Below are 18,808 nucleotides of genomic sequence, written 5' to 3'. Positions count from 1 at the left end.
AAGTCACAGAGTTCCTGCTTCATAGAATTTCGCATACTAAAATATGTCTTACCAATTCTCCACAGGCTATCCCCGTAGTTCCTACGGTTCTTACATACGTTATCTATTTTAAACTGTTATTAGTCTTAATCCTTCTTTTAGTATATTTATACTTGCATTTATATCTCTATCGTGAGTTACATTACAACAAGGACAAATCCATTCTCTTATATTTAAATTCTTCATTTCCTCTTTTTTGTACCCACATTTATTGCATATTTGTGAACTTGCAAAGAATTTACCTACCTTTACAATTTGTCTACCATACCAATTAGCCTTGTATTCTAATTGACGAACAAATTCTGACCATGACACATCAGAAATAGAAAGAGATAGTTTACTATTTCTAGTCATATTCTTTACTTGTAAATCCTCTATGCAAATAATATCATTCTCTCTTATTAATTTAGTAGATAGTTTTTGTAGAAAATCCTTCCTTTGATTAGCTATATGTTCTTGAAGTCTTGCGACTTTTAATCTTGCCTTATTTCTATTTAAACTACCAATTGTTTTTCTCGATAATTCTCTTTGTAATTTAGCAAGTTTGTTTAATGACTTCTGAAGATATTTAGGATTTTCTATAAATTGTCCACAACTTGAGATACAAAATTCTTTAATTCCTAAATCTAAACCTATCTGACTATTAGTATTTTCAAATGCTTTAATATCTATATCAGTACAGCATAATGATACATAATATTTACCACTTGGTTCTTTGGATATAGTAGCATTAAGTATTCTCCCTTGAGGTACTTGTTTATCCCTTACTTTAACCATACCAAGTTTAGGTAATTTTATATATTGACCAAGGTGCATAATATTTCCATTTGTAAAGTTAGTTCTATATGAAAACCTATTAGTTTTCTTTGATTTAAATTTAGGAAATCCTGTATTTTCTTTAAAGAATTTTTTATATGCGTTTTCTAAATCTTTTAAGGTGTTTTGTAGTGAAAATTTGTCAGGTTCTTTAAGCCACTCTAACTCTCTTTTTAAATTGGTCAAATCAGAACTGCACTGTTTATAAGTAAAAGTTTCTTTATCATTTTCATAAACTTCTATTTTTTTAGCAAGATATTTATTATATACAAATCTACAACATCCAAAAGTTTTGTTAATTAACTCTTGCTGTTTTTTATTTGGATACATTCTAAACTTATATGCTTTTTCCACTACTATCACCTCACTTTACTTGTTTTTTATGATTACGTTAATACTCGATATCCATATTTTACACACCATACTATATGGTATTTATACATATCTGAGCTACTTCAAATTTTACTCACCCATCCTAATATTAACAAGGTAAATTTTTTTAAACAAGTATTTTGAAGGTTTTTATATTTATTTTTAAATAACATATGTAAGAACCGTAAGTCCTAACTTTTATCATTTTTGAGGTTGTCGTTCGCATAAGTTCGCTACTACCTATGCAGTTCTCTTATGAACTTCTTACACTTTCATGTAAGCACAGACTATATCTTATCCTTCGGCGTTATCCGTTAAGGTCTACCCACTTCCACTACCAATAGCTTGTAGTGTACTTCCCTCAAGAGGAATAGTCGTTGAAGTTTCTCCTATTCGGAGCTTACCTGCTGATTGCCCATTTTAAAGTACTTAGGGTTTAACCTTATACTATCTAACCAATTTTTTCTACTTTCGTAACTTTCACACTTAGGTTTATTTCATCCTTGTGTTTTAGTTTGGTTAGCTTTAGGGGTTTCCAGCAATTCAGGTAGTATTGGATAGGTTATATCCTATCTCTACATATAAGTTTCCCTATATGCTGACTATTTTAGCTACTAACTCACGACTAAAGTCACAAGTGTGCGTAGCTATTTTTTAATCAAGTATCCCATGATGAAGAGAAAGTTTATAATTACAATTAAGTACAAATTTATCTCTACCATCTATCATATCTTTCACATACAATTTAAATTTATCATATGCTTCATGCATCCTAAACCATGCACTACTTAAGTACAATTCTTTATTAGGTTCTGGAGGATAATCTTCATATTTTCCATCTTTTTTAAACTTCAAATTTCTACTTACATTTAGAAATGGTTTAAGAATTCTATCTTGTATCTCTTTTTTTACCAATCTAAACTCATCTACAATAAGAATATTGAAACGGAAACCTCTTGATTGCTCATTTGAGACTATAGCTTCTATAGTACTTCCATTGTGAAATGTTACTTTAGAAAATTTATTATTATATTCTATCTTTTTAATCTCTCTAGCTAACATAGGAGATTGTTTTACTAATTCTTTTTCTATCTTTTCTCTTATAATAAGTTCTGCCTGCGATTTAGTAAATGCAGCTATACCAATTTTAGAATTTGGGTATAAAACAGCCCTACAACATGCATATACGGCAGCAATCCAACTCTTTGCAAATCCTCTAGCACATATAAGCATTGCATAGTTAACTTTGTCAAACATATATATTAAAATGCTTTGAACTAAATACAAATTGAGTCCAAAATAATCTATACAAAATCTATGAGGATTTTCTCTATAGAACTTAGTCCATTCAATTATACCTTCTTCAAAAGCTTTAGTTTTATCTGAATTAATCTCATGATTATCTAACTTTCTAGTTTTAGTTGTCATTTGGATTGTCCTCACTGGCTAAGTCAAATACTTTTCTCATTTGCCCTATAAACCACTTATTAATATATGTTTTTATTTTATCTACATCTTTAAATTGCTCTGAAGGCTCTCCTATAGGTCTATAATTCTCTATCTTATCAATCCATGTACCCCATGTAATAGTTTCATTTTCCGCTAAACTTGCTTCTTGAATAGGCTTTATATTTGCATCATTCATAAGTTTTGATATTAAGGTATTCATTTTCTCAAATCCTGTAGCATCACCATTTCTTAGTGCCTCATCACTTCTTAATAAACATTTAGATATTTGTTCTAATAGCATCTTTTCAGCAGGTCTTTTACATTGATATGCAGTAGAAAACTCATTAAACTTATTTTCTAAGAACATATAATCTTCTTCTCTTAGCCCAGCTCCCCATCTTTCAACCATATCATTGTTTATTTTTACTTCATTTGCTTCAAAAGCACAATTAATCTTATCTTCTATAGAATTATCAATTGATGTCTTTCCTCGATATCTTGAATTTCGATTAATAATCTTCATATATTCATCAATAAAATCTTCAATTTTTTTATTTCTCAATTCACTTGCTAACTTATCATCAAAATAAATATCAAAATTAAGACATGTATGTTTTAATGCTTTTATATTGCTATTATATTTATTTTCTAGTCTATCAAAGATGTTTTTAAAACATTCTTTGCACACAGGTAATCTTCCACTATCTAAATATATATAACTATAACTTTTCCAGAAATATCTTTCTTCATATTTTTCTTGTTTACAGCAAGAACATTTTTTCTTATTTACTGCCATATATTATTATCACCACCATAAAAAAAACCACTAGAGAATTAACTCCCTAGTGGTTAATAGGGAGATTCAGTTCAATTAAGAGCTGAGATAAGTCTACAACTATAAACTTAACTCAGCTCTTAATAAATAGTTTATAGTTTACTTAAATTTATATTATAAGTACACAATCTTCCATTTTCATTAAATATCATAAATTTTTGCATTGCATATGAACTTAATCTTAGATTTTTAGCGTATGTATCTGTTCCGCAGAAACTTCCATTTACACATATTTCACTTTCTCCAAAACTATCTTCTTTACAATTATGTAGATGAGCCATGAAGATATAATCAGGAATGACTTTTATTAGAGATGTAAGCTTAGGAATTGCAGTTGATATTTTATCTTTATCTCCATGGACTCCTAGACATGTATTTCCACATATTTTGGCTATTATTATATCATTGTCTTGTACATTGTTTTGAAATATAACATTATTTATATTATTAATTCTTAATTTTATGTATTCATCTATTAATAGTGTAAAATTATCTTTATCTAAATTTTCATCTTTCTTTGGAAGAACTCTATCATGATTTCCTCCTACTGAATAAACTACAACTTCATCAATTCTCTGAGATAGCTCATATATAAAGTCACTGAGTATTTCAGATACTTCTATAATTTGTTCAACTATATTCTCTCTATTTTCTAATCTTATAGAATTATGTATATGACCAGAAATTAAGTCTCCAAGTAGCATTATATGCAATCTCTTAATTTTATGAAGTTCACAATATTCTACAATCCTACTTTTCAAATAATTTATTCGTACTTTAAATATTTTAGTATTATATCTATTAAATGAATTAATTACTTCCAATCCATAATGAATATCAGAAATAAGAATAATAGCTTCTTGATTTAAAGGCTCATATCTTTTGTAATTATAAGTTTCTAAAAGTGGCTTATAATGTGATTTCTCATTTATTTTTTTATTAAATAAATTAATTATACTATCTAGCCTTGAATATTCCCTTATTTTTCTATTAACTAAAGCTCTTTCATCAGATATTTGTACTCTAATCTTTTTTAATTCTAATATCTTTTCTTCTATATCATTTAACTTTTCTTCATTAAAATATTTTGGAATGTTTGAATTAATATAATCATGCGCCTCTTTTAAACCATATGAGATTTTTCTACAATGATCTGGTGAACATTCTAAACCCAATAGTTCAACTATTTCACCCCAATCTAAATCTACTTCTTTATTAACTTTTGCTAGTCTAATTCTGAATCTATAATCTTCTAATGTCTCTTTTTCTTTTCTCTTTAATATATCTTCCATATTTAATATCTCCCTATTTTATTAAATAAATATCATTATCAATATATTAGTAAAAAAATAAATAGTCTAAGATACTAATCTTAGACTATTGTTTCACTTAATCTAATTGTTATATTTAAATCTGTATCACCAGCATATTTATCTAAAATATCACTAAGTAATACTTCATGATCTCCGTCTTTTAAATGTTCTACAATCTTTATTGTTCCATCTTCTTCTTTTACTATTTCACATTTTTCTAAAACAGTTCCTTTATTATTTTTCATAAATATCTTCCTTAAATTTATTTTTTATATGTTTCTATTATAAAATCTACTGGGAATTATTTATTTCCCAGGGTTTAAATCAATTATAAAAATTATTTAAATTAAGGAGCTAGATAAGCCTCTAACTCCTATTATATTAAGTATATAGTACTATACATTATTTTACTGCATCTTTTAAGGATTTAACTGCTTTTAATTTAGGTATTATCTTATCTTCTGATTTCCAAAGCTTTTTAGTTCCATTTTCAAGGGTTATTTCACCCTCTCTACCTTTTTGTACCTTAGTTAAATATTTTACTCCCATAAGAGTCAACTCATCACCGCTTTTTAATACTTCATTTCTTTTTTCTTCTATCACATCAAGTATTTCTCTTGCTTTTATCTGTGATATCTCTAGCCCTTCTGCTATTATTTTTATAAATTCTTTAGTCTTCATATTTCCAATCTCCCTTTTTCATGTAATTTTCATTTGATAATAAGAGGTCTTATTTTTATCCCCTTACACTATTAATATGTTTTAAACAAGCATTTTCTTAACCACTTTTCCCCACCAACTAGTTGCAATTCTTACAGTTTGACCTATATCCTTTTTTCCCATTCTTATCGAATTTAGATAATAATTTGATTTCCCCACATCTACTACACTTCTTGTACTTTCCTTTGCAAACAGACATATAATAGTAATTTTCTTCATACTCTTTTTCATAAGTACTAATTATTTTATTTACTATTTTATCAATTTGTTTGCTTACTGCTGGAGAAGTTATATTCATAATATCAGAAATATACTCCAAAGATTTATCTCTCCTATACATGCTTAATATATCTATTTGTATTTTAGTAAATTCAATCTTGGAAATAATGTTATTTAAATCCATAACAATACATGATAAATCATCCTGCAAATCATTTCCTTTCTGAACTCTTAAAAGTTCTCTGACATGTGTTTTATCAAACATATTTAAATAATCCCACTCGGGGTTACCAGAGTCTTTTAATGGTGCCTTCCAAACAATAGGTCTTTCTATTGAATTTTTAGCATCAATCATGTCATTTTTTAATAATTTCAAATTCTTTCTAACTACCCTTTTTATCTTCAAGTCTTCCTTATTTAATTTTCTATCTCCTAGTTCCTTATATTTACTTTTATACCATTCATAAGTATCTGAATACATTTTTAACATAGGATATTTTTTAATATCTTTGGATTTTATTTTAATATCTTTTATTTTTTTATAGTTTTTGGGTATCTGGAAAATTGCAAATGAATTGTCTTCTTTGATTTCATCTTTATTTGGAGTTTTTGAATATGTATTTTCACCATTGACTGTAGCTATTTTATTTAGAAGAGCCTCTTCTTGACATGCTCTTTTGAAAAGTTCTTTTGAATTGTACATTTTTATTTTAGCTTCTTTACTTTTATCATCTACTGCTAATATGTAACTAGCTAATATTTCTAAGGTTTTAGCTATATTTGATGTTGAATATGTGCTATCATTTTTATTTAATATTAATTTAACTTTAGAGGTGTCATTATTGTTATAATCCCATGTTCCTTCACTATTACTAAATGGATTAACTGCACCTACATATTCAGTTGGACTTATCTCTTTTAATTTACACCACTTAATGAATCTCTTATACTCCATTGCTACTTCTTCACCATTTTTGTCTACATAATATATACCATCCTTATTTAAAGGGCTATCTGAAGTTTGTTCAAATATTTCTTCCCAAAATTCATTATTAAACTGTTTTTTCTCTTGATACTTTACTTTTGTAATAACCTCTTCGTTTCTTTTTGAAACAAAATTATAGTATTTATCTGTATAACTTCTACTTACTTCTTCAAACCAAGTATGTTTAATTTCTAATATTTCTTCTACATACGTAATTCTATCTTCACAATCACCTATACTATAATCCAAATTCTTTATGTAATCTTGGACATATCTACCATTTATATTTTCATAAAAATTGTTATTATTGTACATTAAAAAGATTATATCTCCCTTCCTTGTAATCTGTCATTATAATTTGTATCATCATAATCCCATAGCTCATCTTTGAAATCTTCTTCGTGTTTTCTATTAATTATTTCATATGAAGATCTTTGGCTTAATTCATAGTATCTATCTATTTCACCTTCATATTCTTCATCAAAAATCTTATATGTATTTCTATGTATACTTGTTTTTTCTATCTCGCATAAATCTTCTAAGTACATTACCTTTAATTCTTCTTTTTTCATATTTCACCTTTATCTTGCTAACAATATTAAATGTTATTATCTATAAGTAACATTTTTATGCCAGTTTTTTGTATTTTAGTCACATTTCTATGCCACCTATAAATTTTATTTTTCAGCTGTTTTTACTGAACTTTTTCAATTTTTTAAGGTTTATTACCTCTTATATCTTAGAAACTTATTTAGAAAAAGCATAAATTAATTGTTCTTTTAGCAATGTTTAAATTATTACCTCTCCAAACAACATAAGGATTTATAATAAAGTAATCCATACTTTTATAAGTTCCTTCTACTATTACATATTTAAAAACATAAAACCTATTTTCATCTAACTTTATATAAAATTTTAGCAATTCTTTTTTAAATCTATTCATATCTTGTTTTATTGTACTAACATTTAATAATTCACAAATTGTGTGTAAACTCATTTTTTCTAATTTTGATATATCTAATTCATTTGGATTTAAACATAATATATTACTTTCGAAATGTATATATGGTATGAGTTGATATATATAGCTTAATTGTTTATGTTGTCTTGGAGTGCTGTGTTCATAGAGGAACCTACTTGTGTTTATATATATTCTTGTATAGTCTTTATCTTTAAATTTAGAAATGCCTTTTGTAAAATACTCTGTACTTATATAAAATTTTCCATTACTTTCATATAATAAATTGTTTTTCTTTACATCTGTTAGAAACTCTCTAAATGCTCTGTCTTTAAGATTTAATATTTCTCTCATATTCTTTCTATCTATAGGGACTATTTCTTTATGTTTAGAATATTTCACTAATAAGTTTTCTTCTCCTGTATTGTAATTTAAATATGTTGTAAGATATATTAATCTACTGATATTTGCTCTACTTATACTTATTTCATTAAATAACAATTCATTTTTCACATAAGCACAGAATACAAAGCCCCCTAGCTTAAAATTGTAAGATGGTAATTCTTTTTTATTATTCATAATAGCTTTTTGCTCTGGTGTAAAACATACTTTTCTTTTGTTAATCTCGACTATTTCGCCTCTTTTCATTCCTCGATGTTCTACTATTTCTCCAGTTCTATTGTCTGTTACAATTACACTTTTTACAAATTCATTACCTTTATTTATAAGTATCACACCCTTCCTCTTTATTTATTAATCTAATACAATGTTGATATAAAACTATGTTAAAATTATTATAAATTAAAGCTTCATGAATAATAATATCTTTGTTTATAGTATATTTTCATTATAACATATAAACTCTCCGTTCTCAAGCATCTTGTTAAATATCTACTCCTTAAATTAAAGAGCAGATATTTGTCATTAATCTGGCATATTATTAAATATATTTTTAATAATTGGATTTTCTTTTTTTATAATTTTCTCTTCTGTAATTGAAACTTCTTTATTATCTTTAAATGTACTATTGCCTAAACATTGTTTTAATAATTTATTTTCTTCTAATAAATTTTTCCATTCTAATATAATTCTTTCTAAGGCTGTGTTTCTACTACTTATTTTTCTATCATTTTGATATCTTTCTATTTCATCAAATATATCTTCTTCCAAATAAAAGCTAGATGATTTCTTCATATTTATATCACTCCTAGAATTGTTCGATACCCACTTCAAATAAGCCTTTAGAAGTTGCCATTTGAGCATCTTCAGATACTTTAAATCTATTATCAAATTTCATATGCAATGCAGTACCACCAGATACATATACATCCATTTCATCAATGTTCTTCCATTTAGAGGCAATTCTTTGAGCAGTGCTTTCAGAAGCCATTATATAAGCAACCTTTTTAAGTTCATCATAATCATTAGAACTATCTATTTCATTAAGTTCTCTTATTATGCCTCTATCCTTTAGTTGCTTCTGAACCATTGTTAATGCATCCTGATTTCCAGCTTCTAATGTATCAGATAGTTTATCGTTAAATACAAATCCTTTTTCAAAGAAAGACATCTCAGTACTTCTAAAACCTATTGAAACCATACCAACAGCCTTATCTTCATTTACTTTTCCTTCTAATGTATGAAATAATGCAGCATCTCCTTCTCTAAAAATTGATATATCAGATATTTTTATTTCTTTGTGTCCACCTTTTATTTTATCTTTTACTTTAAATGTTTTACCTTTATATGTATCTATTACTTCTTTTAATGTAGTTTTTCTAAATGATTTATATGGAACACCCATCATTATTTTTACTTCATCAGCTACAGCTATTTCATTAAGAGCGGCTGCAACTAATATTCTCATTGTAAAAGATGTTTTTGAATCATCAGAATTTCTAATAGGAGTTATACTTTCTTTTTCTGCTAGAGATCCTACAAAGTAACTAACACTTTCAAAATCTATATATATAGGGTCTGTATATTTTTCAAAATCTATATTTCTGCCATCGCCAAATACAGATTTAAATAAACATTCTTTAACCATACCATTATACTTACTAAATCCTTTTACATAACCTCTTCCTATATCTAACCCTATAACTTGGTAATTTTCTTCCATTTTAATTCCTCCTAAGTAAATATTTGCTAATTATATTATATCATATAATTAATTAATATTTGAATTAATTATAAACAAAAATTCAACTATAAATTGACATTTTTTGTTTTTAAGTTTAAATTAGAACTTATTTTAATTCATTTTTAGTTTAAATATACACTATTACATTTACATAAACTTTTATTAGTTTATATTTAACTTGTTTTTAGTTTAAATATAGTTTATTTTTTTCATAGTATTTAAGTCTATTTTTCATGATTATTTACAATGTAATAGTAAACTTTTAATACTCTTTTGAAATTCATTTTCTTACAGACAATGCTTTGATATAGTAGAGTAAATTATCCTGTATATCTAAAGTTATTACTTATAATATTATTTCTATTTATTCTAGTAGTTTTTATAATAATCAATACATACATTTCTATTTTATATTTTCTATATTAAAACTTAATTTTAGAATAAGAAGTTTCAATAAAAAGATTTTATGTGTTTTAATTTTGCATGCAATCTATGGAGTCATTTCTTCTGTAAAGTCGTCTGTAATTTATATAAATATTTAAATGTGGAAATGAAAGAACTAGTCGAAAATTTTCACTGACAACACAAAGCCTTTCCTAAAAATACCCCTATGCTATTTTTACTTTACTTTATTAATTAAAATCATATAAATATTATTTTTTTAAATAAAATATTACTTTTCACTAAACTTTTAAGCAACACTATTATATATAGCATAAAACAAACTATTCTATGCCTATTTTTATAAAACCCAGTATTTTCAATAATTTTAACAATATTTTTTATATTTTTGTCAGCAATACGTCAGTTAACAATATAATTATGCCATATTCTAATACTGTTACATTGTATAATTGAATGTTTTATTTTTTATAATTATTTTTTTCATTCACTTTATAAATTTTTTAATTATGGATAGGTAAGCCTTTTAAATAACCATGATAAGCAATATTTTTTATTGAGTAGAATTTTTATGATATTCTAAGGATTGAAGTTACAAATATGATAAGAAAAAACAAAAAAATAACTTTATTTTCCATTTTTATATTGACTTTAATCATCACGATATATATAATGTAATTATAGGAGGTGATGAGATGTCACAAAAACTTGAAAAGTTCGTCAATGCACTTGACGAACTTAACAAAATAATAGATAAGCTTAATCTAACACTTAATTCAATCATTAAGCTTATTGCTAAAATAGTTGCAATAATAACTTTATTAAGCAAACTATTTTAATACTTTACTAGAAGGTAGTTCACACCTACCTTCTAGTAACTAAATTATATCATTTTTGTGACTAATTATACAATGAAAAATAAAATATTGAAACTTTTTCTAAATATTACAAAGTTATTAATAAAAATTATATTTTTAATATTAATTATATATATATTCATTAAAATAAATAAATAATAAAGGAGTTTTTAAAATGGATAATAAAAGAAAATTAAACATGTCGTTTTCAAAAAGTGGTTCAGGCTCAATGTATACAAGGATAAGTTTGCCTATTACATGGGTTCGTGATATGGGATTAACTCAAGAAGACAAGACTGTTGTAGTTGAATATGACGAACACAATCAAACTATAACAATTAAAAAATATGATGAGTTTGCAGACAATGAACTTTAATTATTAAGGTAGTGGATTGTATAATCTACTACCTTTTTTAGTTGTTATATCAATCATGATTAAACTATTAAAGCAGTTTATATTACTATACTCAGACAAAACCAAAAATATTTGTTTTGTATTGACAACACACGTAACTTACATGTATAATATAAATATCTTCAAGATAGATAATTGAGGAAGAAAGGAGTAAAAGAAATGAGTAAAAAAGAAAGAAGAAAACAAAAAAAGAAGTCAAAAGCTAATATACCAAACATTGCATTAATAATTAGCTTAATAACTTCTATAATCAACTTAGTAACTGCTATATTAGTAATTACTAACAGATAATACATAAGCAGATAAGAGGTGGCACCCTCTTATCTGTACTATCTTCTTTTATTTTACCATATTCTTATGTTTATGAACAGTAATAAATTAACCCTTATAATCAGCATAATATCGCTTGTAATAAGTATTATAACTTTAATATTAGTAATAACTTTTTTGTTGTAAAGGAGATGATAATATGGAGAATACAAAACGTAAATTAAATATTATATATAATAAAAGTGGTCGTGGTAATATAACAAATAGAATTACATTACCATTTACATGGGTTCGTGATATGGGTATAACTCAAGAAGATAGAGCCGTTGTAGTTGAATACGACGAGTATAATCAAACTATAACAATTAAAAAATATGATGAGTTTGCAGACAATGAACTTTAATTACTAAGGTAGTGGATTGTATAATCTACTACCTTTTTTAGTTGTTTTAACAGTTAGAACAACTCTCCTATAATATATTCTATAATTCAACTTGCAATATTATAGTAGTTAATGGTATAATAAACTTGTACCAAAATTTAACAGAAAGGAGGTACAATAATGTGGGTAAGCATAGTAGACGTATCAACAAAGTTTTATTGTTAAAGAATGTTCTCATTATCATCTTTAACATAGCGAGTGTATTAAGCTCTTTAATAACTATCTATTGTTTTATTAATAAGTAAAACAATAAGCCTATACAAGAGGTCGCACCCTCTTGTATGGGTGATACGTCTACTATATATTATAACACATTTAAACAAGCTATGAAAAGAGATACAAAGACATCTATATTATATGGTATTGGTTGTTTAATAGTTATTATTGCATTAATAATAAACATTAAACGTTTATTTTAGGAGGTGAGTACTGATTAATGAAATTAGATTTATTAAAACAATATAGGCTTGAAAGAGGACTAACACAACAACAGTTGTCTACTTATATTAATATGTCATATCGAACTTATTCAAGTAAGGAAAGTGGTAAGAATCCTTTTTATATTGGAGATTTAGAAAAGATATTTGACGTACTAAATTTAAGTGATAAGGAAATATTAAGTTTGTTAGACAGAAAAAATGTATAGTGTAACACTCAATAGACTAGGTTGTAATATATCTAGTCTATTTTAATGTGCTAATATATTTCAGAAATATTTTACCGAAATTTATTTACATATTTTTCCATTTATGATATTATCTAATCATAGTAAGAAAAACTTACTAAATAATTTAATATTGGGGGTGTCTTGATGAAGTTCACTAAAGACAAAATAAAAGAGCTAATCGAGTTGGTAGGACAACTTGAAAAGCTCATAGTTCAGATAATTCAATCTGCTGAACATATTTTTATATCTTTAATATCTTTATTAGGCTGGGTTTTTATTTTTATCTATATTATATTTAATTAAAGATAACATAAAACCCTTACAATATACCTATAAGTACATTATATAGGTATATTGTAACACACCCAATATTAATTATACAAGAGGTGATTTAATGAACCAACATACAAATACAATCTTTAAAATACTTCGATTTTTAGGATTATGTATATTCCTTTATCTCGCATTAAAAGCCATGTATATAGTTTATTTGTAAAGTAGGTGATAGAATGAAACTAGACAAAGTTTCACAATTAAGAAAAGATAATAAATTAACTCCAACCGAACTAGCATATCATTTAAATATGTCCGTAAGAAGTTATCAAAATAAAGAAAAAGGCAAAACAGAGTTTACAGCATCAGAAATTGAAAAGCTTATAAATCTTTATGATATAGAAGCAAGGGAAATACTTAACATTAAATAAAATAATTTAATAACACTCAATAGACTAGATATATTATAATTCTAGTCTTTTTCTATTGGCTTATTACGGTAAGTAATATACAATATAAATATGTCAAGGAGGTGAGAAATATATAAATTTTAGAAAGGAGGTTAAAAGAATGAAGGCTAATAAAAGAAAACGCCAAAAAACAAATATAAAGAAGGAAATAGTTGAATATAAAACAACTAAACTCCTTCTTTATATAGCAGTTCTTAACACCATTAAAGAACTCTTTGTTATAATTAAAGACTTGATAAAATTGTTCTTTTAGTCTTTACTAGATAGAGAACTCGCAATTCTCTATCTAGTTTTATCATCTTTTATTATACTACATTCTTAAATAAATATGAATAAAAAATATATATTATCATTGGCATTAATAATATCAATATTAACTTTAATTATACAAATAATATTTAAACATAATATTATCTTTACTGTAGTCTTAATAATATTTATTTGCTATATATTTTTACAATTTAAAAAAGGAAGTGATTAAGTGTCAAATACAAAGCGTAAATTAAACATTAATTTTTCAAAAAGTGGCAATGGTTATGAAACAACTAAGTTATCTATACCAATAATATGGGTTCGTGATATGGGATTAACCCAAGACGATAGAACTGTTGTAGTTGAATATGATGAACACAATCAAACTATAACAATAAAAAAATATGATGAGTTCACAGACAATGAACTTTAATTATTGATAGACTAGATTGAAATAAATCTAGTCTATTTTTATATTGCAATATTTTCCCTAAATTTTAGTCTTAATTTTTATGATATATAAGTCTTGACAAATAAGTCACTTATTTGTATAATGTAATTAAGATAAGATTTAAACCTTATCTATACAATTTAATATTAGGGGGTGATGTTATGAGAATAACTAAAGACAAAATAAAAGAGCTAATCGAGTTGGTAGCACAACTTGAAAAGCTCTTTGTCCAAGTATTTAAATCACTTGAACATATTTTGATTTCTTTATGTTCTTGTATCGGTTGGCTATTAATACTTACATACATAATTAACAATTAATAACCAATACAATATACCTATATAGATACATTCTTATAGGTATATTGTAACACACCTAATATCAAAAGTAAATGAGGTGATTACATGAGTCAACATATTAAAACTACATTGCAAATAGTAAGGATACTAGGTTTATTGTTCTTCTTATATTTCGCACTTAAAGCAATGTATATTGTTTATCTTTAATATCTTTATTGAGTTCCTTATACATTAAGTAACTCCTTTTTGTTATAATACTAATGAGGTGATAGCATGAAATTAGAAAAATTAATTGATATAAGAAAAGAAAAAAAATATTCTCAAGAGGATATTGCTAGAATGTTAGACATATCTTTAAGAAATTACCACAGAAAAGAAAAAGGAGAAAATCAATTTACAGTAAGCGAACTTGAGAAAATATGTAACTACTTAGATATAAACCCAAATGAACTACTTGACATATAGTAGTTCTTTTTTTGTATAAGTTATCCACAGGAATCCATGTTATAATATTAAAACATAACTAAAATATACAGAAAAGAGGGTTAACTATGGATACTGGTATAATCAATTTATTAGAAGAATTAAAAACTGATATTAAAGAAATTAAAACTTCACAAAATAAAATAAGTACGGATATTATTGAATTAAAAAGTAATCAAGATAAAATAGTAAATCAAATTGACTTATTGAAACTTGTTCAAAGTACTAGTAATTCAGATGATAATATTAGCATGAAATCAGTTGAAACTGCTATATTAAAAATGGAAAGTAATACAAATAAATTCAATAATAAGTTATCTATTTTAGAAAGTATAATTATAAATAATTGGAAGGAACTTCTTGAACTTAAAGGATTCGAATAATAAGCAATTTTTTACTTGCATATTTTTACCTGAAACAGTATAATATAATTAAGGTAGTAATTAACACTACCTTATACAATTTAATATTGGGGGTGTCTTAAATGATAACCAAAGACAAAATAAAAGAGCTAATCGAGTTGGTCGCACAACTTGAAAAGCTCGTAGTTCAGATGATTAAATCGGCTGAACAAATAGTTTTTGCTTTAATCTCATTTATAGGCTTGTTATACATATTAATGAACATGATTAATAACTAATAACAAGATACAATATACTTATAAGTAGTATATTATAGGTATATTGTAACACACCCAATATTAAAAGTACAAGAGGTGATATAATGAAACTTAATAAGTTAAAAGAGTTAAGAGAACAAAAAGGTTATACTCAACAAACATTAAGTACTAAAATGGGTATGAGCATAAGAGCATATGCTTATAAGGAAAATGGTCATAGAGATTTTTCAGTAGAGGAACTAGAACAAATACTATATTATTTAGATATAAATGCAAATGAATTATTAGAACCACATAGAAAAATGGACTAGTTTATAGCTAGTCTATTTTATTACAACAATATATTGTACAAGCCATTTGAATCCATTCTAAGCACGTTCCAATACACTCGCCTTGTTTATAACATTTAGTTTTTAGAATCGAATATGAAAAATAAGCTAAAATATATAATTCTAATTTATAGTAATTTGTTTATTCTTACAATATTGTCAAATTTGACAAAATACTATTCTTAAAATATTATATAATATATGTAGTAAAAAGGAGTGATAAAATGAAACTTGATAAATTAAAAGAATTAAGAATAGAAAAAGGATACAGTCAGCAACAGTTTGCTACTTATATAAATATATCTCAAAGAGCATACAGTTATAAAGAAGCAGGAAAAAGGGAATTTTCCATTTCAGAAGTCGAAAATATCTTAAAATTTTTAAATGTAGAGCCATTGGAATTACTTGACTTAGAGTAGATTCCAATATTTTTTATATTTTTTAGAACATTTTTACTTGTAACATTGTTCTAAGTGTAATATAATTAAATCATAGCAAGGAAGTGCAAGAAAACACAAAGCCATCTCTCAAATGAAGTAACAGGCAAAGAACCTTCTTAAAACTCTAGCTATAAGTAATATTAAATAAATAAGATTAATAAAGGTTTCCAATTAAAGCCTATAAAAAATTGAGGTATCAACTTAGTTGCTTCTATAATGGCACTCAATACAATTTAATATGACATAGCAGTTGTAAGGTACTGCATTATCAAAAGTACTAAAGATTGAGCATTAAAATTATAGTTTGTACTGCTTAACACCTATGTGGTCATAAACTATCTAATATTTACTAAGATAATTTAAGGTCTTTATCTTAGATTATTTTAGTAAGTGTTAGAATACAACACTTAAAATTATGTTATAATAATAGATAGGAGTGTGGTCGTGATGGATGAAAAGATATTAGAATTATTACAAGAAATGCAAGGTAGCATTACAGAAATGAAAAAAGATATAGATACTAGATTTAGTAGTATTGAAAACAGACTTGATACAATGCAAGATGATATTACAGAAATTAAATCAGATGTAAAAATTAATAGAAATACATTAGATGCAGTCATTAAACATACATCTAAATTAGTAGAAGATACAACAGATATAAAAAAGGATTTAAATAAAGTTGAAATAGTTACATCAAGTAATTGGACAGACATAGCGAAACTTAAGTCTGTAAGATAGGAGTGCGAACGTTATGGATGAAAAAATATTAGAATTATTACAGGAAATGCAAAGTAGATTTGACAGTATTGACAATCAACTTATTGACCTAAAAGAAGGACAAGAAGAAATTAAGAATAAACTAGACTTAACTTATAACCAAGTTGCTAGAAACATGGAAGGTATAACAGAAGCTAGTGAAAAAATAGACTCTCTAAAAAGTGACATAAACTTTGTATAAGTAGCCACATCTAAAAATTGGAATGAAATAGCTAAACTTAAGGCAATTAAATAGTAGTACATAAAAAGACATCTTAAAATTAAGGTGTCTTTTCTATTATGAAATATTATTTGTCAACTGGAGGTGCGTAAATGAATCGTTGTGATAAGTTATCAATATTAAATCAATTAGAATACATAGAAAAAGACATTAATGCAAGAAATGAAATTATTGAGAAATTTAAAGACTTATTGGTTAAATATCCAAAGAGCAGAGATATAAGAAGATATATAAAACAACAAACTCAATTTTTAAATGGTATTATATATGTATATGATAATTTAGATATTCTAAAGAATATGGTAAATAATGAGATAAGGTGAGAACATTACTAGATATAATATCTAATGAATGTAAAAAGGAACTCTATATCTCGTAAGTATAGAATTCCTAAAAAATTAATTCATTATGTGATTGAATGATTGAGAAAAGAATAATAGTATTTTTTTCTCAATTAAATATCATTACTAACAAATAAAGTTCAAAAGATAGTGTAAAAGATAATACTTTTTGTTAATATTATTAATATAAAATAAAGTAAAAAATGGAGATGAATATATTGATTGAAAATAAGTTTATAGAAAAATTAAAATATACTAAAAACATACCAAATGCTTTATATAAAGACTTAAGGCATAATTTTTTATTTCATTCAAATAAAATAGAAGGAAGTACGTTCACAAGTGAAAGTTTGCAAGATTTAATTGAGTACAACATTGTAAAAGGTGACCATACTTTAGATGATGTTATAACAACAGTAAATTCAAGTTATGTATTTGAAACTGTAATAGATACTTTAGGAGAATGTTTGACAGAAAAGTATATAAAAGATTTACATGGTCAACTTATGTATAACTCAAGTATCCATAATATGGGACTATCTGGTGTATATAAAAAAATACCAAATAGAATAATAGGAACTAATAGTGTATTAGCCCAACCATTTGAAGTAGAACCAAAGATGTTAGAACTTATTGAATGGTATAATAATTTAAAAGATATTACAGTAAAAGATTTAGTAGAATTTCATTATAGATTTGAAATCATTCATCCTTTTCAAGATGGTAATGGAAGAATAGGAAGATTTATATTACTTAAACAAATACTTGAGAATAATTTGAAATTAATTATAGTATCAAGTGATACTGTAGATGATTATAGACACGCTTTAAAAAGTTGTTCTAATGAATATTATAGACCTTTAGAACAATATTTTGAAAGTTTAGATGACTACAAAGAAAAAAATAAAGATTTGTGGAACTTTTAACCCATAATTAAACAAATGAATGG

General features: G+C 25.4%; 30 protein-coding genes. 19 read left to right on the top strand and 11 right to left on the bottom strand.

Going from position 1 to position 18,808, the window contains the following annotated elements:
* Positions 1-108 precede the first annotated feature (108 nt).
* The 11 genes from tnpB to IC218_RS20150 all read right to left on the bottom strand — a co-directional run bounded on the left by tnpB (position 109) and on the right by IC218_RS20150 (position 9,828).
* Positions 109-1,218: an IS200/IS605 family element RNA-guided endonuclease TnpB gene (gene tnpB / locus IC218_RS20200; protein ID WP_227825358.1), complete on the bottom strand. Its 1,110-nt coding sequence runs from the start codon at positions 1,216-1,218 to the stop codon at positions 109-111.
* 663 nt (positions 1,219-1,881) lie between these two features.
* On the bottom strand, positions 1,882-2,655 hold the full coding sequence (locus IC218_RS20195) for a terminase large subunit domain-containing protein (protein ID WP_021383135.1): 774 nt from the start codon (positions 2,653-2,655) through the stop codon (positions 1,882-1,884).
* Positions 2,645-3,472, bottom strand: a complete 828-nt coding sequence (locus IC218_RS20190; RefSeq protein ID WP_021383133.1) for a hypothetical protein — start codon at positions 3,470-3,472, stop codon at positions 2,645-2,647. Before IC218_RS20190 ends, IC218_RS20195 begins: the two co-directional genes overlap by 11 nt.
* A gap of 131 nt (positions 3,473-3,603) precedes the next feature.
* Positions 3,604-4,803: a calcineurin-like phosphoesterase superfamily domain protein gene (locus IC218_RS20185; RefSeq protein ID WP_021383116.1), complete on the bottom strand. Its 1,200-nt coding sequence runs from the start codon at positions 4,801-4,803 to the stop codon at positions 3,604-3,606.
* 80 nt (positions 4,804-4,883) lie between these two features.
* Positions 4,884-5,069 carry a hypothetical protein gene (locus IC218_RS20180; RefSeq protein ID WP_021383067.1) on the bottom strand — a complete coding sequence of 62 codons (186 nt, stop codon included), beginning with the start codon at positions 5,067-5,069 and terminating at the stop codon, positions 4,884-4,886.
* A gap of 157 nt (positions 5,070-5,226) precedes the next feature.
* Positions 5,227-5,505, bottom strand: a complete 279-nt coding sequence (locus IC218_RS20175; RefSeq protein ID WP_227825357.1) for an HU family DNA-binding protein — start codon at positions 5,503-5,505, stop codon at positions 5,227-5,229.
* Between the two features lie 118 nt (positions 5,506-5,623).
* Positions 5,624-7,063 (bottom strand): hypothetical protein, encoded by a 1,440-nt coding sequence (locus IC218_RS20170; RefSeq protein WP_227825356.1) that lies wholly within the window; start codon positions 7,061-7,063, stop codon positions 5,624-5,626.
* Positions 7,064-7,071: 8 nt separating this feature from the next.
* Positions 7,072-7,320: a hypothetical protein gene (locus IC218_RS20165; RefSeq protein WP_227825355.1), complete on the bottom strand. Its 249-nt coding sequence runs from the start codon at positions 7,318-7,320 to the stop codon at positions 7,072-7,074.
* A 179-nt stretch (positions 7,321-7,499) separates the two neighbouring features.
* Positions 7,500-8,441 (bottom strand): hypothetical protein, encoded by a 942-nt coding sequence (locus IC218_RS20160; protein WP_227825354.1) that lies wholly within the window; start codon positions 8,439-8,441, stop codon positions 7,500-7,502.
* 189 nt (positions 8,442-8,630) lie between these two features.
* Positions 8,631-8,900 carry a hypothetical protein gene (locus IC218_RS20155; RefSeq protein WP_227825353.1) on the bottom strand — a complete coding sequence of 90 codons (270 nt, stop codon included), beginning with the start codon at positions 8,898-8,900 and terminating at the stop codon, positions 8,631-8,633.
* 13 nt (positions 8,901-8,913) lie between these two features.
* A complete protein-coding gene (locus IC218_RS20150) occupies positions 8,914-9,828 on the bottom strand; it encodes a ParM/StbA family protein (protein WP_021383103.1) in 915 nt (304 codons plus the stop codon).
* A gap of 1,118 nt (positions 9,829-10,946) precedes the next feature.
* Between IC218_RS20150 and IC218_RS20145 the strand changes: the two genes are divergently transcribed.
* The 19 genes from IC218_RS20145 to IC218_RS20060 all read left to right on the top strand — a co-directional run bounded on the left by IC218_RS20145 (position 10,947) and on the right by IC218_RS20060 (position 18,785).
* The gene (locus IC218_RS20145) at positions 10,947-11,090 is read left to right on the top strand and encodes a hypothetical protein (protein ID WP_227825352.1); all 144 of its coding nucleotides are present in this window, start codon (positions 10,947-10,949) and stop codon (positions 11,088-11,090) included.
* 193 nt (positions 11,091-11,283) lie between these two features.
* Positions 11,284-11,484 carry an AbrB/MazE/SpoVT family DNA-binding domain-containing protein gene (locus IC218_RS20140; RefSeq protein ID WP_227825351.1) on the top strand — a complete coding sequence of 67 codons (201 nt, stop codon included), beginning with the start codon at positions 11,284-11,286 and terminating at the stop codon, positions 11,482-11,484.
* A gap of 198 nt (positions 11,485-11,682) precedes the next feature.
* Entirely contained in the window at positions 11,683-11,814 is a 132-nt protein-coding gene (locus tag IC218_RS22050; RefSeq protein WP_255616465.1) for a hypothetical protein, read from the top strand.
* A gap of 178 nt (positions 11,815-11,992) precedes the next feature.
* Positions 11,993-12,196: an AbrB/MazE/SpoVT family DNA-binding domain-containing protein gene (locus tag IC218_RS20135; protein WP_167640923.1), complete on the top strand. Its 204-nt coding sequence runs from the start codon at positions 11,993-11,995 to the stop codon at positions 12,194-12,196.
* A gap of 475 nt (positions 12,197-12,671) precedes the next feature.
* A complete protein-coding gene (locus IC218_RS20130) occupies positions 12,672-12,881 on the top strand; it encodes a helix-turn-helix domain-containing protein (protein WP_167640924.1) in 210 nt (69 codons plus the stop codon).
* Positions 12,882-13,046: 165 nt separating this feature from the next.
* On the top strand, positions 13,047-13,205 hold the full coding sequence (locus IC218_RS20125) for a hypothetical protein (protein ID WP_167641003.1): 159 nt from the start codon (positions 13,047-13,049) through the stop codon (positions 13,203-13,205).
* A gap of 206 nt (positions 13,206-13,411) precedes the next feature.
* The gene (locus IC218_RS20120) at positions 13,412-13,606 is read left to right on the top strand and encodes a helix-turn-helix domain-containing protein (protein ID WP_167641004.1); all 195 of its coding nucleotides are present in this window, start codon (positions 13,412-13,414) and stop codon (positions 13,604-13,606) included.
* A 139-nt stretch (positions 13,607-13,745) separates the two neighbouring features.
* On the top strand, positions 13,746-13,898 hold the full coding sequence (locus IC218_RS20115) for a hypothetical protein (protein ID WP_167640925.1): 153 nt from the start codon (positions 13,746-13,748) through the stop codon (positions 13,896-13,898).
* Between the two features lie 228 nt (positions 13,899-14,126).
* A complete protein-coding gene (locus tag IC218_RS20110; protein ID WP_227825350.1) occupies positions 14,127-14,330 on the top strand; it encodes an AbrB/MazE/SpoVT family DNA-binding domain-containing protein in 204 nt (67 codons plus the stop codon).
* A gap of 179 nt (positions 14,331-14,509) precedes the next feature.
* A complete protein-coding gene (locus tag IC218_RS20105; RefSeq protein ID WP_227825349.1) occupies positions 14,510-14,668 on the top strand; it encodes a hypothetical protein in 159 nt (52 codons plus the stop codon).
* A 252-nt stretch (positions 14,669-14,920) separates the two neighbouring features.
* Positions 14,921-15,112 (top strand): helix-turn-helix domain-containing protein, encoded by a 192-nt coding sequence (locus IC218_RS20100; protein WP_219673426.1) that lies wholly within the window; start codon positions 14,921-14,923, stop codon positions 15,110-15,112.
* Positions 15,113-15,198: 86 nt separating this feature from the next.
* Entirely contained in the window at positions 15,199-15,513 is a 315-nt protein-coding gene (locus IC218_RS20095) for a hypothetical protein (RefSeq protein WP_167640927.1), read from the top strand.
* Positions 15,514-15,614: 101 nt separating this feature from the next.
* On the top strand, positions 15,615-15,770 hold the full coding sequence (locus IC218_RS20090) for a hypothetical protein (RefSeq protein WP_154106815.1): 156 nt from the start codon (positions 15,615-15,617) through the stop codon (positions 15,768-15,770).
* 83 nt (positions 15,771-15,853) lie between these two features.
* A complete protein-coding gene (locus tag IC218_RS20085; protein ID WP_021383090.1) occupies positions 15,854-16,060 on the top strand; it encodes a helix-turn-helix domain-containing protein in 207 nt (68 codons plus the stop codon).
* Between the two features lie 242 nt (positions 16,061-16,302).
* Positions 16,303-16,497: a helix-turn-helix domain-containing protein gene (locus IC218_RS20080; RefSeq protein WP_227825348.1), complete on the top strand. Its 195-nt coding sequence runs from the start codon at positions 16,303-16,305 to the stop codon at positions 16,495-16,497.
* A 468-nt stretch (positions 16,498-16,965) separates the two neighbouring features.
* Positions 16,966-17,259 (top strand): hypothetical protein, encoded by a 294-nt coding sequence (locus IC218_RS20075; protein ID WP_227825347.1) that lies wholly within the window; start codon positions 16,966-16,968, stop codon positions 17,257-17,259.
* Positions 17,260-17,272: 13 nt separating this feature from the next.
* Positions 17,273-17,479, top strand: coding sequence for a hypothetical protein (locus IC218_RS20070; protein ID WP_227825346.1), 207 nt, complete (start codon positions 17,273-17,275; stop codon positions 17,477-17,479).
* Positions 17,480-17,610: 131 nt separating this feature from the next.
* Entirely contained in the window at positions 17,611-17,841 is a 231-nt protein-coding gene (locus IC218_RS20065; RefSeq protein ID WP_227825345.1) for a hypothetical protein, read from the top strand.
* 236 nt (positions 17,842-18,077) lie between these two features.
* Entirely contained in the window at positions 18,078-18,785 is a 708-nt protein-coding gene (locus IC218_RS20060; protein ID WP_255613153.1) for a Fic family protein, read from the top strand.
* Positions 18,786-18,808 lie beyond the last annotated feature (23 nt).

It is taken from the genome of Clostridioides sp. ES-S-0005-03 (assembly GCF_020658455.1).
Taxonomy (GTDB): domain Bacteria; phylum Bacillota; class Clostridia; order Peptostreptococcales; family Peptostreptococcaceae; genus Clostridioides.
The sequence above is the reverse complement of the archived record's forward strand: the minus strand, read 5'-3'. Positions and strand labels throughout refer to the sequence as shown.

Bases quoted from the DNA above. Each gene is read 5' to 3' on its own strand.
- IC218_RS20195 (WP_021383135.1), bottom strand. From the start codon at position 2,655: ATGACAACTAAAACTAGAAAGTTAGATAATCATGAGATTAATTCAGAT.
- IC218_RS20190 (WP_021383133.1), bottom strand. From the start codon at position 3,472: ATGGCAGTAAATAAGAAAAAATGTTCTTGCTGTAAACAAGAAAAATAT.
- IC218_RS20185 (WP_021383116.1), bottom strand. From the start codon at position 4,803: ATGGAAGATATATTAAAGAGAAAAGAAAAAGAGACATTAGAAGATTAT.
- IC218_RS20180 (WP_021383067.1), bottom strand. From the start codon at position 5,069: ATGAAAAATAATAAAGGAACTGTTTTAGAAAAATGTGAAATAGTAAAA.
- IC218_RS20175 (WP_227825357.1), bottom strand. From the start codon at position 5,505: ATGAAGACTAAAGAATTTATAAAAATAATAGCAGAAGGGCTAGAGATA.
- IC218_RS20170 (WP_227825356.1), bottom strand. From the start codon at position 7,063: ATGTACAATAATAACAATTTTTATGAAAATATAAATGGTAGATATGTC.
- IC218_RS20165 (WP_227825355.1), bottom strand. From the start codon at position 7,320: ATGAAAAAAGAAGAATTAAAGGTAATGTACTTAGAAGATTTATGCGAG.
- IC218_RS20155 (WP_227825353.1), bottom strand. From the start codon at position 8,900: ATGAAGAAATCATCTAGCTTTTATTTGGAAGAAGATATATTTGATGAA.
- IC218_RS20150 (WP_021383103.1), bottom strand. From the start codon at position 9,828: ATGGAAGAAAATTACCAAGTTATAGGGTTAGATATAGGAAGAGGTTAT.
- IC218_RS20145 (WP_227825352.1), top strand. From the start codon at position 10,947: ATGTCACAAAAACTTGAAAAGTTCGTCAATGCACTTGACGAACTTAAC.
- IC218_RS20140 (WP_227825351.1), top strand. From the start codon at position 11,284: ATGGATAATAAAAGAAAATTAAACATGTCGTTTTCAAAAAGTGGTTCA.
- IC218_RS22050 (WP_255616465.1), top strand. From the start codon at position 11,683: ATGAGTAAAAAAGAAAGAAGAAAACAAAAAAAGAAGTCAAAAGCTAAT.
- IC218_RS20135 (WP_167640923.1), top strand. From the start codon at position 11,993: ATGGAGAATACAAAACGTAAATTAAATATTATATATAATAAAAGTGGT.
- IC218_RS20130 (WP_167640924.1), top strand. From the start codon at position 12,672: ATGAAATTAGATTTATTAAAACAATATAGGCTTGAAAGAGGACTAACA.
- IC218_RS20125 (WP_167641003.1), top strand. From the start codon at position 13,047: ATGAAGTTCACTAAAGACAAAATAAAAGAGCTAATCGAGTTGGTAGGA.
- IC218_RS20120 (WP_167641004.1), top strand. From the start codon at position 13,412: ATGAAACTAGACAAAGTTTCACAATTAAGAAAAGATAATAAATTAACT.
- IC218_RS20115 (WP_167640925.1), top strand. From the start codon at position 13,746: ATGAAGGCTAATAAAAGAAAACGCCAAAAAACAAATATAAAGAAGGAA.
- IC218_RS20105 (WP_227825349.1), top strand. From the start codon at position 14,510: ATGAGAATAACTAAAGACAAAATAAAAGAGCTAATCGAGTTGGTAGCA.
- IC218_RS20100 (WP_219673426.1), top strand. From the start codon at position 14,921: ATGAAATTAGAAAAATTAATTGATATAAGAAAAGAAAAAAAATATTCT.
- IC218_RS20095 (WP_167640927.1), top strand. From the start codon at position 15,199: ATGGATACTGGTATAATCAATTTATTAGAAGAATTAAAAACTGATATT.
- IC218_RS20090 (WP_154106815.1), top strand. From the start codon at position 15,615: ATGATAACCAAAGACAAAATAAAAGAGCTAATCGAGTTGGTCGCACAA.
- IC218_RS20085 (WP_021383090.1), top strand. From the start codon at position 15,854: ATGAAACTTAATAAGTTAAAAGAGTTAAGAGAACAAAAAGGTTATACT.
- IC218_RS20080 (WP_227825348.1), top strand. From the start codon at position 16,303: ATGAAACTTGATAAATTAAAAGAATTAAGAATAGAAAAAGGATACAGT.
- IC218_RS20075 (WP_227825347.1), top strand. From the start codon at position 16,966: ATGGATGAAAAGATATTAGAATTATTACAAGAAATGCAAGGTAGCATT.
- IC218_RS20070 (WP_227825346.1), top strand. From the start codon at position 17,273: ATGGATGAAAAAATATTAGAATTATTACAGGAAATGCAAAGTAGATTT.
- IC218_RS20065 (WP_227825345.1), top strand. From the start codon at position 17,611: ATGAATCGTTGTGATAAGTTATCAATATTAAATCAATTAGAATACATA.